Origin of the sequence: Prevotella amnii DSM 23384 = JCM 14753, assembly GCF_000378745.1 — a bacterium.
GTDB classification, from domain to species: Bacteria; Bacteroidota; Bacteroidia; order Bacteroidales; family Bacteroidaceae; genus Prevotella; species Prevotella amnii.
This window is the reverse complement of record NZ_KB905274.1, coordinates 67,597-83,198: the sequence shown is the minus strand read 5'-3', so window position 1 is coordinate 83,198 and position 15,602 is coordinate 67,597. Positions and strand designations below refer to the sequence as shown.

At 37.6% G+C, this 15,602-nt stretch carries 11 protein-coding genes and 3 pseudogenes; 5 read left to right on the top strand and 9 right to left on the bottom strand.

Annotated elements, in window-relative coordinates:
- Together F596_RS12135 and F596_RS0105220 are read left to right on the top strand one after the other, a co-directional pair.
- Positions 1 to 195: pseudogene (locus tag F596_RS12135) on the top strand (IS4 family transposase); the annotation flags it as partial.
- Between the two features lie 166 nt (positions 196 to 361).
- Entirely contained in the window at positions 362 to 1,021 is a 660-nt protein-coding gene (locus tag F596_RS0105220; protein WP_008451399.1) for a hypothetical protein, read from the top strand.
- 52 nt (positions 1,022 to 1,073) lie between these two features.
- Here F596_RS0105220 and F596_RS0105215 read toward each other — a convergent pair whose 3' ends face one another.
- Genes F596_RS0105215 through F596_RS0105195 form a run of 5 tightly spaced genes read right to left on the bottom strand, consistent with a single transcriptional unit; the run spans position 1,074 to position 6,130 of the window.
- The gene (locus F596_RS0105215) at positions 1,074 to 1,640 is read right to left on the bottom strand and encodes a metallophosphatase domain-containing protein (protein ID WP_008451403.1); all 567 of its coding nucleotides are present in this window, start codon (positions 1,638 to 1,640) and stop codon (positions 1,074 to 1,076) included.
- Between the two features lie 9 nt (positions 1,641 to 1,649).
- A complete protein-coding gene (locus F596_RS0105210) occupies positions 1,650 to 2,387 on the bottom strand; it encodes a hypothetical protein (protein ID WP_008451404.1) in 738 nt (245 codons plus the stop codon).
- 18 nt (positions 2,388 to 2,405) lie between these two features.
- Positions 2,406 to 3,533 carry a PDDEXK-like family protein gene (locus tag F596_RS0105205; RefSeq protein ID WP_008451396.1) on the bottom strand — a complete coding sequence of 376 codons (1,128 nt, stop codon included), beginning with the start codon at positions 3,531 to 3,533 and terminating at the stop codon, positions 2,406 to 2,408.
- Between the two features lie 12 nt (positions 3,534 to 3,545).
- On the bottom strand, positions 3,546 to 4,826 hold the full coding sequence (locus F596_RS0105200) for a PDDEXK nuclease domain-containing protein (protein ID WP_008451407.1): 1,281 nt from the start codon (positions 4,824 to 4,826) through the stop codon (positions 3,546 to 3,548).
- Between the two features lie 11 nt (positions 4,827 to 4,837).
- Entirely contained in the window at positions 4,838 to 6,130 is a 1,293-nt protein-coding gene (locus F596_RS0105195; RefSeq protein ID WP_024992789.1) for a site-specific integrase, read from the bottom strand.
- A gap of 483 nt (positions 6,131 to 6,613) precedes the next feature.
- Between F596_RS0105195 and F596_RS0105190 the strand changes: the two genes are divergently transcribed.
- Both F596_RS0105190 and F596_RS10855 read left to right on the top strand, forming a co-directional pair.
- A complete protein-coding gene (locus F596_RS0105190) occupies positions 6,614 to 7,837 on the top strand; it encodes a site-specific integrase (protein WP_019036120.1) in 1,224 nt (407 codons plus the stop codon).
- Positions 7,838 to 7,875: 38 nt separating this feature from the next.
- Positions 7,876 to 8,055 (top strand): annotated as a pseudogene (locus F596_RS10855) (DUF1896 family protein); the annotation flags it as partial.
- Between the two features lie 16 nt (positions 8,056 to 8,071).
- Here the strand turns inward: F596_RS10855 and F596_RS10850 are convergent.
- Positions 8,072 to 9,260: pseudogene (locus F596_RS10850) on the bottom strand (IS256 family transposase).
- Positions 9,261 to 9,665: 405 nt separating this feature from the next.
- Here F596_RS10850 and F596_RS0105180 point away from each other — a divergent pair.
- Positions 9,666 to 10,799, top strand: a complete 1,134-nt coding sequence (locus F596_RS0105180; RefSeq protein WP_019036118.1) for a hypothetical protein — start codon at positions 9,666 to 9,668, stop codon at positions 10,797 to 10,799.
- A gap of 430 nt (positions 10,800 to 11,229) precedes the next feature.
- Here the strand turns inward: F596_RS0105180 and recQ are convergent, their stop codons facing one another.
- The 3 genes from recQ to clpP form a co-directional block, all read right to left on the bottom strand.
- Complete coding sequence (gene recQ, locus F596_RS0105175; RefSeq protein ID WP_019036117.1) at positions 11,230 to 13,413, bottom strand: DNA helicase RecQ; 2,184 nt, start codon at positions 13,411 to 13,413, stop codon at positions 11,230 to 11,232.
- 114 nt (positions 13,414 to 13,527) lie between these two features.
- A complete protein-coding gene (gene clpX / locus F596_RS0105170) occupies positions 13,528 to 14,760 on the bottom strand; it encodes an ATP-dependent Clp protease ATP-binding subunit ClpX (RefSeq protein ID WP_019036116.1) in 1,233 nt (410 codons plus the stop codon).
- A gap of 10 nt (positions 14,761 to 14,770) precedes the next feature.
- A complete protein-coding gene (gene clpP, locus F596_RS0105165) occupies positions 14,771 to 15,436 on the bottom strand; it encodes an ATP-dependent Clp endopeptidase proteolytic subunit ClpP (RefSeq protein ID WP_019036115.1) in 666 nt (221 codons plus the stop codon).
- Positions 15,437 to 15,602 lie beyond the last annotated feature (166 nt).

The window sequence follows — 15,602 nt, the reverse complement described above, 5'->3', positions numbered from 1 at the left end:
AATCTGCTTATAACAGTTCTATCAAGAAGCATCAAGAGACATTGTGCATTCTCACAAGTTGTTACCATGGTACGACTTATGCTTATGTACTACGTTGATTTTATCGCATTCATGGAAAATCCCGAAAAAACTTGGAATGATTTCCTTGCAAAGGAGATGCAAAAAGCACCACCTGAACCAAGTCTTTTCGATTAGGGGGCTTACTTTTGAAAAAATAAACCCCGAAGTCCAATTTTACTGGGCTTCGGGGAAGATATTTATGCTCTTTTGAGTTTTACCGGACAGCAATAATTCCAAAAGAAACTTCGCAACAGAGCCAACCGCAAACGTAGAATTTAATCATCAAAAAATATATCAGTGTATGAACAATGAAACGGCACCAATCCTCGACATTATCGAAGAACTCAAACAAGAATGCAAATTCATCAGTAAGGCGCAAGCAGAACTACGCACCACGCTTGCAGAACAGCCTGCCAACTCAACAGCAGCGCGCACTACAACGCAAGAAACCGTGCAAATTCATCTTTCCAAAGAGACGCAAGCCAAAATCAAGGAGCACCAACTTTTTGTTTTAGAGGCACTCTCGCAGTCGAGCAAGAAACTCGACCCGAAGTTTGAAGCCTTGCAGCAACTCATCATAGAGCAACAAAAGCCTGTAGAGTACAAGAACTACTCGCTCTTTGCCAGCGTGCAATTAGCTGAGCGCATACTACTTGGATTGGTTTGTGGATTGGTCATGGTGAGTTGCTGGTTCTTTGCTATGGGAGCCAACAAGCTACAAACAGCCTCCGATTACGACCTCCGCTACCGCTATCTGCGTATGCAAGGCAAAGCCACTGCCTCTGACTTCATTCATCTCGACAGCCTCTTTAGCACACATCGCAATTCCCAAGCCATTCAGCAGATGCAACAAAAGGTTGTCGATTACGAGCAAGCCCTGCAACGACAAGCTGAATTGTTGTTGCAACAGAATAAAATTAAGCAAGAGCAAAGAGAACTAAAGAAGTATTTGAAGAAATAGCAAACGTTTTAAGAAAATATTTAGTATTGTTAGAATACACATTAACTATCAGTTAAACCTTATGCAACAAAGGAGCGTTACACAACTGATAATGGTCGTTAAGGACGGCACCGTTTGAAAAGGTAGTCGTTCCTTGTTGTTCCGTGCCGTATGCGTCATGGGCGTGACCAAAAAGATGGAATTTGGGTTTTACTTCCAATACCTTATTTCTCAAAGATAGATTCCCCCAATGTATTCCGTTGGATTCGTCCAGTATCATCGCAGGTGGTTCGTGTGTAATAAGTACGTCTGCACCATGCGGTATGATGCTCTCTTGATGATTGTATGCCAAACCAAAGAATCTCACACCCTCGATTTCACAGCCTCTGTCTTGCAAGAAATGAATATTATTGGGCAAGTCTTCTATGTTTTCAGCTTCCCATAAACATAGATCGTGATTGCCTGTAACAAAAATCTTATGACGGTAGGGTTGTTCGATTAACCAGTTCAGGAAGTTGAGTGCCTCCTCTTCTGTACCCATATCAGTAAAGTCGCCACAATGCACCAAAACATCAGCTGTTGGTAAATTGGTCAGCAGCCGATGTCGATTGTGGGTATCTGAGATTTGAAGTATTGTCATATTAGGGCGCTATGGGTTATCGGTATACCATACAGGAGCTTTATCAAAACCTACAATATACTCTGTATGATGCTGACCACATTTAGGAGTAATTTGCCATTTGACTTCTACATTCTCTGGAAGTTGTTCAAAGAAAGAAGCCAATACCTTCATATCCTCCCTTAGCATATTTTCTTCTAAGCTTTGCAATTCTAATCCAAGCATTATAGTTCTAATATTATCACTATGTGATATGGGGGATATTGGGTAAATAGCCTGATCTAACGACGGAGCTGTTCCAGAAGTAATATAAGTTGCCAAACGAGCACACGTCCTAAAATCATTAAAGTCCATACTTATGATTCCTTTCGTTTCCATGAAATTATGGAAAAACATCAAAAAGTGAAGAATATTATCTTGCAAAGTATAATAGTGTGAGGTAAAAATATTGTAGAAATTCCACCTGTCCTTGAAAACTTTATACTGCGAAGTAGGGTGTAGGTCTAAAACAAAAATGCTACCAACTAAACTATTATACTGTTTAATAAAAGCATCTATTTCAGACATATATACTTCTGCATTGTCAGTAAAGACAAAAACAGCGAGGCATTCTAAAGGGCGTAAGTCATCTATATTATAAGTAACTATATCCTTATAAGGCTGCTGTAGACTACTCAGAAACTCTGTAGCTTTATCACCAAAACAATGATAAGCAACAAATTGTGGATATGATTGCCCAAAATCCAGAAGTTGATTCAATTCTTCCATTTATTTCTTTTCTAAATTTTAGATTTTGAAACAAGATTCTATTTCACTAATCTTGTTCTTTATCCACTTTAACACTTCTTCTTTTCCAATTGCAGGATATTGAGCTATATCATGCCAGTTGTTACCTTCGTTATCGGAAATCCAACTCCAACCATAAGGATAATTTTGGGTTGGTTCATCTGTAAAGCAATCTAATTTAGGTTGCAGCGCAATTGTCTTATCCTCCGAAGCAACTGCAATCCACACTTCTTTCCAATAATAGGCTTCGTCTGTTTTAATAACGATGAAATGAGATTTTTTGTCCTTTAAACTTTTCCATAAGGCTCCATTGTCATCTTGACGTTCTTTAAATCCAAGGTCTTTTAGAGGTTCAATTATATGGTCTTTTCTTAATTTATCTCCGATTTGTTCCTTTAATAGTAGCAATTCAGAAGTAACATCAATATTGTCAGATTTAATGGCTTCTTCAATAATACTTTGTTGATATTTTGTATCCATGTCTTGATGGGTAAGTTGTTTAATAATCGTGATATAATCTTCGACGGTGCTGTGAACAGGCTTTTGAGGTTGGGTCTTCACCAGCTTTTCTAACAGCTTTAGTATATCCTGTGCATAGGAAAGTTTGATAAAATTAAAATGTGCCCCTCCCAATGAACTGGCTGAAGGATCACTACCATATAAAGTAAGATAGACTAATTTGAAATTATTTTTCCCAAACGTTTTTACCCCATAGTTATGATATCGAAGCAGTTGATTAGGCTGGTCGCCTGCATAGATTTTATTTTCGATGATAACGGCATGTTCCCTATCTTCAAGAATAATATCTATACGGCCGCCAGTAGTTTCTGTTACTTCTCCTATGGGTCGTTCAACTATCTGCTCTTTACAATGTGTAATATAATCCTCTGGCAATCCCAAAGCTATAAGGAACAATTTGAGAAATTCATTTCCCAAACCATGGTTTGCCTTTGGATTGAGTAATGTTGCGAGTAAACGTGAATGCAAGCGTACTTCGTCAGAGCACATATTCAGCGCAGAAAACACATTAAAGCATTTTCCTTCCTCCTTTTCTTTCTTTAGCCTCTCTTGTTCAGCATGATGTAATGGTAATAACTGAGATAGTAATTCTTTGATGCTATTGGGCATAATATAAATGTTTCAGTTAGTTTCTTGCTCCACAATCTTGCTTAACTCTTTCTCAACCTCCTCCACCGTAGGCAAAGCAGATTTCAGATTATCAGGGATTGCTTTTGACAGTTGATAATCACTTACTCCAATTGGTTGTTCATAACCAGAGAGGGCATATTGTGCCACTACTTTATCACCACCATTGCAGAGGAGCAAGCCGATGGTCTTGTTGTCGTGCTCGCCACGTAGGGTGTCATCTACTACATTGATATAAAAGTTCAGTTGCCCCATGTATTCGGGCTTGAATGGCGTCGCTTTAAGTTCGATAACTACGTATGCGTGTAGTTGGATATTATAGAGGATAAGGTCGGCATAGAAATCAGAATCACCTACTTCAAAATGCTTCTGCTGTGCCACAAATGCAAAGCCACTGCCCATTTCCAAAAGATATTTGGTGATATGAGAAACCAATTGCTTTTCAATGTCTCGTTCTGCCATTTTATCTGTCTGTCCCATCATATCAAAGATATATGGGTCTTTCATCAGATAGTTGGCAAGGTCGCTTTGCGGTTTGGGTAATCGTGCCGAGAAGTTACTCACTTTCTTTGCGGTAATCTGCCGAGCAAAAAGGTTGGTTTCAATCTGCATTTGCAGAACATTACTGCTCCAACCATTGGCAACAGCCTGTGTAATATACCAAAAGCGTTCACCTAAAGGCAACTTGCTGTTAAGCAGAATTACATGGCTTGCCCAGTTGGTGCGAACAATGGCAGATTGCTTGAAGATATCCTCTATCTTACTAATGTCGCTGTGATAGATAGCCGACAGCATTTCAGAAATCTCTCCTAATTGCGCAACAGGTTCTTGCGTATTTATCTCTCCCTGAATACTTGCTGCTTGTATTTGCGCAAGAGGCTCTTGCGTAAATTGATTGAGTTCGTTTGTTAGTTGTAATATATTATCAACAGAAGGGCTATCAAGCAACTCTTCAACCTTACTCATTTCCGTTAGAATCTCCATAGGATATGCCTTTGCAAACTGACACATATAGACAAGGTTACGGGCAGAATATCCTTTCTTGTCAGGATATTGCGAACGTATAGCCTTGGATAGATTATCAATAACTTTGCTGCCCCAACCTTCTTTCTTTTGGAGGTAGAGAATAAAATGCCCCACTTTCCAATAATGGAAGAGCATATCAGCATTAGCCGAAGCAATCATGCGCACTTGGGTTTGCTCTAAATCAGAGCCAATAGCACGCACTATGGGCGAAAAATCCTGTTTGTCGGTGTTCTTTATATCATTGCTCATTGTGAAATCTATTATAATTGATTGAATTTACTCATAGCATTCGCTTTGATGTCGTCCGCAATGTCTATGTATGGTTTCATAGCCTTGTAATCGCTATGCCCAGTCCATTTCATAACTACTTGCGGAGGAATACCCAATGCAAGCGCATTACAGATGAACGTTCTACGACCAGCGTGTGTTCCAAGTAAGGCATATTTAGGTGTAACTTCGTCAATGCGTTCATTACCTCTATAATAAGTTTGACGTACAGGTTCGTCAATACCAGCCAATTCTGCCAACTCTTTAAGATAATCATTCATTTTCTGGTTAGTAATAACAGGCAACACCTTGTCATCTTCAAATGCCACATCCTTGTATTTATCAAGAATTGCTTTACTATGGTTGTTCAACTCAATAATCAGGCTATCAGAAGTCTTAACCGTTGTAACCTCAATGTGGTCTCCCTTTATATCACTTCTACGAAGATTAAACACATCGGAGTAGCGCAAGCCCGTGAAGCATTGGAAAAGAAATACATCACGCACTCTATCTAAAGCTTGCTTGGCAGCAGGTATTTCGAACTCTCGGAGTTTGTTCAGTTCCTCCCAAGTGAGGAAGATGATTTTCTTTTGTGTGCTTTTGAGTTTAGGTTTATAACTATCGTAAGCATTGTTCTGATGTACACCTTTCTTGAAAGCCCAGCGTAAAAACCACTTCAAGAAACTTAATTGCTTGCCAATCGTGGTGTTACGCATCTCCTTTACATCACGCAGATAACTCACATAATCATTCAAGCCTCGTTCATCGAAGAATTCAAAGGTAAGTCCTTCACGAAAGTTGGTCAAATGATTTTTCACGGCTGCAAATTTCTCAAACGTGGAGTCCGTCCAATTGTTCTGACGTCCACAATCCTCGACAAAATCATCAAACACCTGAAAGAAATCACAAGGCAACGCTTCTTTCTTTGGCTTAGGTTCTTCGCTCACAGGTTTGTGCAAAGCATTGAAAGCCTCCTTAATATGTTCGGGTGTTGGCATTACGTCCTCTACCTCAAACCTCTTAAAGATTGACTGTATTTCCGTGTAATACTCCAAGAGCGAAGCATTGATTTCAGAAGCCGATTGTTTCAGTTTGTTGCTACAACCATTCTTCACACGCTGCTTATCTGCATCCCACTTGGCTGAATCAATGCGATAGCCAGTGGTGAACTCAATCCGCTTGGACGCAAAATTAACGCGCATACGAATAGGTACGTTCTCTGTGATAAGAACTCCGTCCTTCTTCCTGCTCTCCAACGTGAAGATGATGTTCCGTTTGATATTCATACCTTCGGGTGTATTGTTTTATGCACCCAAAGTTACACCCTAAAAATAATATTACCAAAGATTTTCCGTGAAATCTCATTTTATTAACATTTTGCGTAAACTGCTATATTACAATAGATTGATACGATTTGATAGCTTGTGATAGTTCAAGAGAAAGAGCCTCTCTCTCCGCAAATAGGCTTCAAAAGGACTTCACAAGGGTTGTCAATTTAGCCTTCAAAAATTAGCTAATCGTTGTAAAATCAAGGTTTTACAACGATTTTTCTTTGTATATACCTCTATCGCCTGACGGCATAACCCTATGTTTTGACAATCATCTTTCGGTCAAATTCTGCTACACTTACTGCTACACAAAAATTGTAGCAATAAAAAATGTAGCAGTGACGGGATTTTGAATACCATATTGACGGCATCAACTCTTTCTTTTTCAGAGTGTTATATATTAACTTTGCAGCCGAGTGTTACACAAAAGAATGATGCATTATGAGAACAAATTTCAAGGTGTCCTTCTACCTACGCTCAAACTATGAGAACAAAGAAGGAAAGTCGCCTGTAATGCTCCGAGTATTCCTTAACGGAGAGATGGCTAATTTCGGATCTACGAAAATATTCGTGGACAAGTCGCTGTGGAATAACACTACCAGCAGGCTCAAAGGCCGGACGGCAGAAGCCTTATCCGCTAATGCCGCATTGGACTCCATTTCCACAATGCTGAATAACATTTACCACAAATTCGAGGATGATGAATCCTTGTCATTGGATAAAATCCGCTCATTCTTTGTCGGGAAAGACAGGGAGTACACGACCTTTCTCCCTATATTCGACAAGTTCAACGAAGATGTCAGACAGCGTGTCGGACATACCATCAGCAAGGACAGCCTGCAAAAGTACAGCGTTTTAAGAAGGCATTTCGCAGAATTCCTTATCTATAAGTATGGGAAGAAAGATATTGGACTGGCAGAGTTCACGCCATCCGTAGTACAGGACTTTGAGCTGTACCTGAGTACGGCGGCTGGGTGTGCCTATAACACATCAGTCAAGAAATTGAAGGCACTGAAAACCGTGACCATCTATGCGCAAAAGCGTGGCTATCTTCTTCACGACCCATTCCTCAATCATCGTTTTCACTTGGAGCCTGTCAATCGAGGTTTTCTCACGGATGAGGAGATTATGAAGATAGCCAACAAGGAAATTGCTATTCAACGCTTGGAGTTAGTAAGGGATGTTTTCATCTTTTCATGTTTCACAGGCCTGGCATATATTGACTTATCCAATCTTACACCAGATAACATCGTAACGCTCGATGACAAGCAGTGGATTATGACCAAGAGGCAGAAAACAAGTGTGGAGACAAATGTGTTACTTCTTGACATTCCCAAGAGTATCATTGCCAAGTACAGTCATAAGACCTATCGGGACGGCAAACTATTTCCCATCTTAACTAATCAGAAAACCAACGCATATTTGAAAGAAATTGCCGACATTTGTGGCATCAAGAAGAATCTGACCTTCCATCTTGCCAGGCATACATTTGCAACCATGTCGCTAAGCAAGGGTGTTCCTATGGAAAGTGTATCGAAGATGCTGGGGCATACGAACATCAAGACCACACAACTCTATGCCCGCATCACCAACAAGAAAGTGGAGCATGACATGGAGCAACTCGCTGACAAACTCGGCAAGTTTAATAAGGCGATGGGCATCTGATAATATAATAAAATGTATAATTCTAAAATAAAAGATTTATGGAAACCAAGAAAGAACTATCTTACTTCCGCCTGAAGTTGGAGAACTATCTCAGTGAACATTTCTCAGAACTGCTGGGCGACAAACCATTCATAACGGCAAGAGCCGATGAAGCACTTTCCACCTACTGCGATGCAGTGGCACAAGGCTTCTCGCATCCCGAAGCGGAGATACTGTCCTATAAAAGTGTGTAAGCTATTCTTCTCTTTTATCCTTTCTATTTCCATTTTCGTTTATATTCTTCCAGCTTTTATACTGGTATATTTTCTTTTTATAAGCATTTTTTGTTTCTTCCATTGCCATTGTGATTCCAAGAAAATATAACAGCTTGTGCTGATGGCATGGATGTTCTCATATTGATAGTCCTTTTATACTTTCTGTTGAGTCTTTTAATCCAGTTAGTCGTATATATACACCTTTGCACTTCTTTTGGGAAGTCCATATATGTGAAGTATGCCATATTTCTTTCTGTCTTGTATTTCTTAAGGGTTGGATACTTCTTTTCCCATCTATCAACAAAAGTAACAAAATGTTCGTATCCCCACAAGGAATCCACACTATCATCTTCCATACGAAAGACTTCTGAAAGTTCACTGGCTATGGCGGGTTTGTCCTTGTGGGCAACACTATTGATAATCTGACGCTTGAGGTGTGCTACACAAAATTGATGTGCGGCACATGGGAAAGCGGCACAGACGGCGTTCTCTATGCCTGTTAGTGCATCAGAGATAACCCGGTCTATTTCCTTAACTCCTCTATCTTCTAGAGTATCAAGCTCGTCTTTCCAGCATAGGGCACCCTCAGTGGGATGGTTGACTACTGAAAGCACCTACCTGCTACCATCCTCAAGTATGCCCAATATCGTATAATAAGCTTCTTTTGACACCTGTCTGTCCCTACGTGTGGAGATGAATGTTGCATCGATATAGACTGCCATATAGTGAGAGGAAAGATTACGGCAAAGCCATTTCTCAACATCATCACGACAACTATTTGCCAAATAGGAAACCTGTTGTTTGCTGTAGGAACGACCATAGACACACTCAGAGACCTCGCCTATCTGTTCTGTTGTGAGCCCCTTAGTATAAAGAAGGATGAATAGACGTGCGCGCTCCTCGCTTTCGTTACGTATCAATCCAAGAAGGACAGGGTAGAAATTATCACTACGGCTACGGGGAATGCGAAGAGAAAACTCAAAGCCATGACTATACCAGCGACGGCTACGAAAGCCATTGCATTGTTCATCTTTGTTCTCACTGACGAATAATTCACGCTCGTGAAACATCAATGAATTCATGATTAAAGACTGAAGAGTTACAAAACCCTCACTACTGCTTGTGTAATTAGAAATAATTTCCGAAATTTGTAATTGTGTAAGTTCCATTTCTTATCTTATTTTATATTTCAAATATAAAGATAATAAAAATATGGGCTTACACACTTTTATAGGACAGTACCAAATAATACGTTTATATAGGTGATATGAATTAAAATTAGCTTATTTGTGAAAGGCAATTAAAAGATTTCCTTGAATATTATTATATTTCTATTATTAAAAACAATTAGTGAACATAATACAACTTATATATTAAGGCTGGTTCTATAAATTACCACCGCACATAGTCATTAAATGTTTATGAAATACGTTTTGTTATCTTTTGGCTTCTTTTTGGTTCAAAATGTAAGTTCGTTCAGTCGTGTAGCTCGCTACACTCCTTCACTCTCTTGCATTTTGACCTCAAAAATAAGCTCAAAATCTAACAAAGCTAATTTATAGAACCAGCCTTAAATGAATAAACGAATTTCTATCATAGTTGTTTCCTTGTTTTTATCTGTGGGTTTATACGCACAGAGGCATTTTGTGCTGTGGGATAAAGTAAATGATGTTCCTGTAGGCAGGGCAAGTGTCTATACAACTTATCAAGGGAAAGTGAAAAGCACATTCAGTGACCAACAGGGTAGCGTGAACTTGGATTTTACCTTTGATAGTCTTACAGTTTCACATGTTAACTATCAGAAAATATGTGTAAAAATGTTACCTGATACGCTGTTTTTGGAACAGACTATACGAATGCTTTCGGAGATTGTGGTGAATTATGTTGGAGAGCCAGCTTGGATTAAACCTATGCTGAAGAATTTTATCAAGACTAAAGCAGAAAAATATAGAAATAATGTAGTGCAAAATTATGACTATAAGACACAAAGTGTCGGTAATACAGAGTTGTACCGTTTTGTGAGTAAAGGATTAGTTAGAAAGAACGAATTCTTTGAAATTGATCCCGTGGAGAATATTATCACCTTTAAAGATCATAATGCTGGGTGTGATTTTGGCAATCTTAAAAATATGCTTTATCATGATTTTGTTTCTGATATGGACGAGAAATTTGTAAAGGAACATACATTTTATGTAGATGAGCAGACGGAAGGATTGGGGGCTAATGTAGTGAGAATCCTATTCAAGTCAAAAAAAGAATGGAAGGACTCGGGCTATTTATGTATAGATACGATAAGGAATGTCATACTCAGGGCTAAACGATCTACAGGGTTAGAGTATAATATTAAGAATCAAACAAATGCCTTTGTGCGTTCTACGATTAATGTATTCTATGGACATAAGTATAAAGACTGGCAGATAGACGTGGAGGTGGAATATCAGCAATCAGGAGATTCTTTTTATCTAAGTGGTTGCCAATATGCCAATTATATACAGGAAAAATTTGATAGCAAGAAAAGGAGGGGAGAGTATATTTACAATGTTATATCCACTTATAAAGCACAGCCTTATCAGGAAGGATCTGCAGGTGATAAGAGAACTTATCTTATACTACCCAAGCCTTTTGCAATGAAGATTATAATGAGTAAAAAGGAAACGAAGCAAGAGGAAATGCTGCAAAATATAAAGAAGGAATATCAAATTTATTGAAAAGCTATAATCTGACAATTTCAGAGAATTTGTTTAAAATTACAGCTGGAAAAGGTGTCATCTTGTTTTTGCTAAAATGATGGTAAAAGGGAATTAGCATGTTCTTGTTTTTTATTTTTCCTATAGGAGCAAAATAGTATTCTGCGGCGTAATGGACATCTGGAGCTTTTTCAGCCTACCAAATGTCCATTACGCCTAATATTGTAGTTTCTATCTATTTTATATACTTAAGTATTGCTATCATTATCATATACAATGACGCGCTTTGCTCATAGTTGTTTTTTTGCAAAAGCAAGAATAATTTAGGGTAACGCCTCTCACGAGATATAATCTCTTTTGGTTATCTTGTTCTTGCAAAATAAAAGTATAACCATGTGCAAAGATAGTCATTTTACCAGACAGCAATAAAAAAGATATTTTAGTGAATCTTTTAATTACCCATATCTGACAAGAACTTTATTCGTGCTAATCGTATTTCATCTTCAGAAAAGCTACCATCAAGTTCATCCATAGCGCTATCAATACTATCAGATGTACTATTCATAAAGTAGTCATGTATATCTTCTATTTGATCATCATCGAAAATTTCTTCTATTTCATAATCTATATTTAGCTTTGTCCCGCTATATACTATTTCTTCTATTTTTGCAAGTAATTCTGTATATGATAGTCCTTCTGTGGAAGCAATATCATGAAAAGGAATCTTACGATCTATACTTTGTATTATCTTTACTTTCTGCATAGATTTCTTGGCAACAGTTCGTACGCGAAGTTCATCAGGACGTTCTATTTCTTTTTCTTTACAATATTTATGTATTAATTTATAGAACTCTTCGCCATAACGTTTAGCTTTACCAGCTCCAACACCTTGAATGTTTTGAAGTTCCTGTTCGTTAATAGGATACATCATAGCCATTTGTTCTAAAGAAACATCTTGAAAAACTACATATGGAGGTACGCCAAACTTATGTGCTACTGTTTTCCGCAAGCCTTTTAGCATTGAAAAAAGCTCAGGGTCTAAAACTGATCCTCCACCATAGCTATCAATATCATTGACATCTTCTTTAAACTCAGCATCAAGCACTATCATAAACGACTCTGGCGATTTAATGAATTTCTCTCCCTTTGCCGTAATTTTTAGTAAGCCATATAATTCTATACTTTTCTTTATATATCCTTTTAAAATTGCTTGGCGTATGATGGGATTCCAAACTTTATTGCTTATATTTTTGCCAGCCCCAAAAGTTAATAGTTTTTCATGCTTATGATCACGAATATCATCGGTGGCTCTGCCTTTTACAAAATCAATAATATACTCTTGTCTAAAATTTTCTTTCAACTCTTTAATAGCTTGAAGAACGATCTTTAAAGAGTCTTTCGCTTCTATAAGTGTCTTAGGATTACGGCAATTATCACACATACCACAATTTTCTTTTGGATATTCTTCTCCAAAATAGTGAAGTAAAAGTTTGCGTCGACATACTGAAGATTCTGCGTATGCTTCTGTTTCTTGCAATAACTGTCGACCAATATCTTGCTCTGCTATAGGCTTTCCTTCCATAAACTTTTCTAATTTCTTTAGATCATTTCGAGAATAAAAAGCTATGCAGATACCTTCTTCTCCATCACGACCAGCTCTACCAGTTTCTTGATAATAACCTTCTAAGCTCTTAGGAATGTCATAATGGATAACAAAGCGAACATCAGGCTTATCAATACCCATTCCAAAGGCTATAGTTGCAACTATAACATCAATATCCTCCATGAGGAATTGATCTTGCGTTTTAGAGCGTGTTTCTGAATCGAGACCTGCATGATAAGCTGCCGCTTTTATATCATTAGCAATTAATATTGCAGCAAGTTCTTCTACTTTCTTACGAGACAGACAATATATGATACCACTTTTACCAGAGTGTTGCTTTATGAAACGAATAATCTGCTTATTCGTGTCATCTTCATTTTTCTTAAAGCGTACTTCATAATAAAGGTTTGGGCGATTAAAAGAACTCTTAAATTCTAAGCATCCCTCTATGCCTAAGCTGCGCACAATATCCGTTCGTACCTTATCGGTTGCTGTCGCCGTAAGAGCTATGATAGGAGCTTTACCTATTTCGTCGATAGCTGTGCGTATCTTACGATATTCTGGACGAAAGTCATGTCCCCATTCTGAAATACAATGAGCCTCATCTATAGCATAAAAACTAACTTTTATAGTTTTTAAAAAAGCTATATTATCTTCTTTATTAAGCGACTCTGGAGCAACGTATAATAACTTTGTTTTACCTACTCTAATATCATTTCTTACACTATCTATTTCTGCTTTCTTAAGAGAAGAATTAAGGAAATGTGCAACACCATCAGTTTCACTTATACCGTTTACAACATCTACCTGATTTTTCATCAATGCTATAAGTGGAGAAACTACGATAGCCGTTCCTTCCATAATAAGTGAAGGTAGCTGGTAACATAGGCTCTTTCCTCCACCTGTAGGCATTAATACAAAAATATCATTGCCCGCAAGAAGATGAAGAATAATAGACTCTTGCTCACCCTTAAAGTTGTCGAAACCAAAGAAATGTTTCAGTTTTTCAATAAGATTTACCTCTTTAATCATTGTAAATAGATTAATGTTTTTGCTATCTTTATATTAGAGTTGAAACAAACTTTTTTATATGTAGTAACATAACTACATACTTAGAATATCTTTATTTATTTAAAAACCTTAGAATTACATCTTTTTGAGATGTGACTTATTTAGCTGTGCTATAACGTAATCTTTAGTTACTTCAAAATTTTTAATGTTTTGTGATGGAATTTCAAACATAGCGTCCATCATTACCGACTCTACTATTGAACGTAAACCACGTGCTCCGAGCTTATATTCTACAGCTTTATCTACAATATAATCAAGAGCCGAATCAGTAAAGCTCAGCTTAATGCCATCCATATCAAAGAGTTTTATATACTGTTTTACTATAGAGTTTTTAGGCTGTACTAATATTCGGCGTAAAGCATCTCTGTTTAAAGGAGTGAGATAAGTAAGTACTGGTAAACGACCAATAATTTCAGGAATTAATCCAAATGATTTTAGGTCTTGTGGCAATACATACTTCATTAAATCTTCTTTATCTATCTTAGCTACATTTTGTACAGAATTATACCCCACAACATGGGTGTTTAAGCGTTGAGCTATTTTGCGTTCAATTCCGTCAAAAGCACCACCACAGATAAATAATATATTCTTAGTATCTACATGAATATAATCTTGATCAGGGTGCTTACGTCCTCCCTTAGGAGGTACATTAACTATAGTTCCCTCGAGTAATTTTAACATGCCCTGCTGTACGCCTTCACCACTAACATCACGGGTGATGCTTGGGTTATCGCTTTTACGGGCTATCTTATCTATCTCGTCAATAAAAACAATACCACGCTCTGCAGCGGCTACATTATAATCGGCTACTTGGAGTAAACGTGATAAGATACTCTCAACGTCTTCACCTACATAACCTGCTTCTGTAAACACTGTAGCATCGACAATAGTAAATGGGACTTCAAGCAATTTAGCAATGGTACGTGCTAAAAGGGTTTTACCAGTGCCTGTAGAACCTACCATAATAATATTGCTTTTTTCTATTTCTACACCATCATCTTTCTTCTGCTGTTGTAAACGCTTGTAATGATTATATACAGAAACAGATAGGTATCGTTTAGCCTCATCTTGTCCTATTATATATTCATCGAGATATTTTTTTATTTCTTGTGGTTTTGGGACTTTCTTAAGATTTATTTTCTTATTATTATCTGATGATGTATGTTCTTCTGATACTACGCCAGATTGCATAACTATTCGATAAGCCTGCTGAGCGCAATCATTACATATAAATCCATGAAGACCATTTATAAGAAGTTTTACGTCCTTTTCACTTCTACCACAAAAGCTACATTTATTCAAAGCCATTAAATACTTATTATTTTTTACGTACAAGAACCTCGTCTATCATGCCATAAGCCTTTGCCTCTTCTGCTGTCATCCAGTAGTTACGATCACTATCGTTCCAAACTTTTTCAAAAGGCTGATGCGAATGGGTGCTGATTATTGTATAAAGTTCTTTTTTAAATTTTTGAATTTCCTTTGCTTCTATTTCTATATCAGAAGCCTGACCTTGCACACCTCCCAGCGGCTGATGTATCATTACACGGCTATGAGGTAAAGCCGAGCGTTTCCCTTCCTGACCAGCTACAAGTAAAACAGCTCCCATAGATGCAGCCATACCAGTACAAATAGTAGCAACATCGCTAGAAATAAATTGCATTGTATCATAAATGCCAAGCCCTGCTGTAACGCTTCCTCCAGGGGAGTTTATATATATAGAAATGTCTTTACCTGAATCAACTGAGTCGAGGTAAAGCAGCTGTGCCTGTAGAGTGTTGGCAGTATAATCGTCTATCTGAGTACCTAAAAAAATGATACGATCCATCATAAGACGTGAAAATACATCCATTTGGGTAACATTTAGCTGACGTTCCTCTAAAATGTAAGGATTAAGATACTGATTTTGAGTTTTTATAACATCATCTATAACCATACCACTCATTCTGAGATGTTGTGTGGCATATTTGCGAAAATCATTCATGTTTTATTTATACCTTTTGTTTAATTAGACAAATAGAGATTACTGACCTCTCCGCTTTATCTTTATGTGTTAGTGTTAAAGATTATGCCAAAAGTTATGACATAACCTATTATACTTAACACAAAGATAACGAAAAAATCGGTAATCTCTATATATTATAAAGGAT

What these genes read in the sequence shown, in the direction of transcription:
- F596_RS0105195 (WP_024992789.1), bottom strand. Translation starts at nt 6,130, where the DNA reads ATGAATATCAAACGGAACATCATCTTCACGTTGGAGAGCAGGAAGAAG.
- F596_RS0105220 (WP_008451399.1), top strand. Translation starts at nt 362, where the DNA reads ATGAACAATGAAACGGCACCAATCCTCGACATTATCGAAGAACTCAAA.
- F596_RS0105205 (WP_008451396.1), bottom strand. Translation starts at nt 3,533, where the DNA reads ATGCCCAATAGCATCAAAGAATTACTATCTCAGTTATTACCATTACAT.
- F596_RS0105210 (WP_008451404.1), bottom strand. Translation starts at nt 2,387, where the DNA reads ATGGAAGAATTGAATCAACTTCTGGATTTTGGGCAATCATATCCACAA.
- F596_RS0105180 (WP_019036118.1), top strand. Translation starts at nt 9,666, where the DNA reads ATGAATAAACGAATTTCTATCATAGTTGTTTCCTTGTTTTTATCTGTG.
- F596_RS0105215 (WP_008451403.1), bottom strand. Translation starts at nt 1,640, where the DNA reads ATGACAATACTTCAAATCTCAGATACCCACAATCGACATCGGCTGCTG.
- clpP (WP_019036115.1), bottom strand. Translation starts at nt 15,436, where the DNA reads ATGAATGATTTTCGCAAATATGCCACACAACATCTCAGAATGAGTGGT.
- recQ (WP_019036117.1), bottom strand. Translation starts at nt 13,413, where the DNA reads ATGATTAAAGAGGTAAATCTTATTGAAAAACTGAAACATTTCTTTGGT.
- F596_RS0105190 (WP_019036120.1), top strand. Translation starts at nt 6,614, where the DNA reads ATGAGAACAAATTTCAAGGTGTCCTTCTACCTACGCTCAAACTATGAG.
- F596_RS0105200 (WP_008451407.1), bottom strand. Translation starts at nt 4,826, where the DNA reads ATGAGCAATGATATAAAGAACACCGACAAACAGGATTTTTCGCCCATA.
- clpX (WP_019036116.1), bottom strand. Translation starts at nt 14,760, where the DNA reads ATGGCTTTGAATAAATGTAGCTTTTGTGGTAGAAGTGAAAAGGACGTA.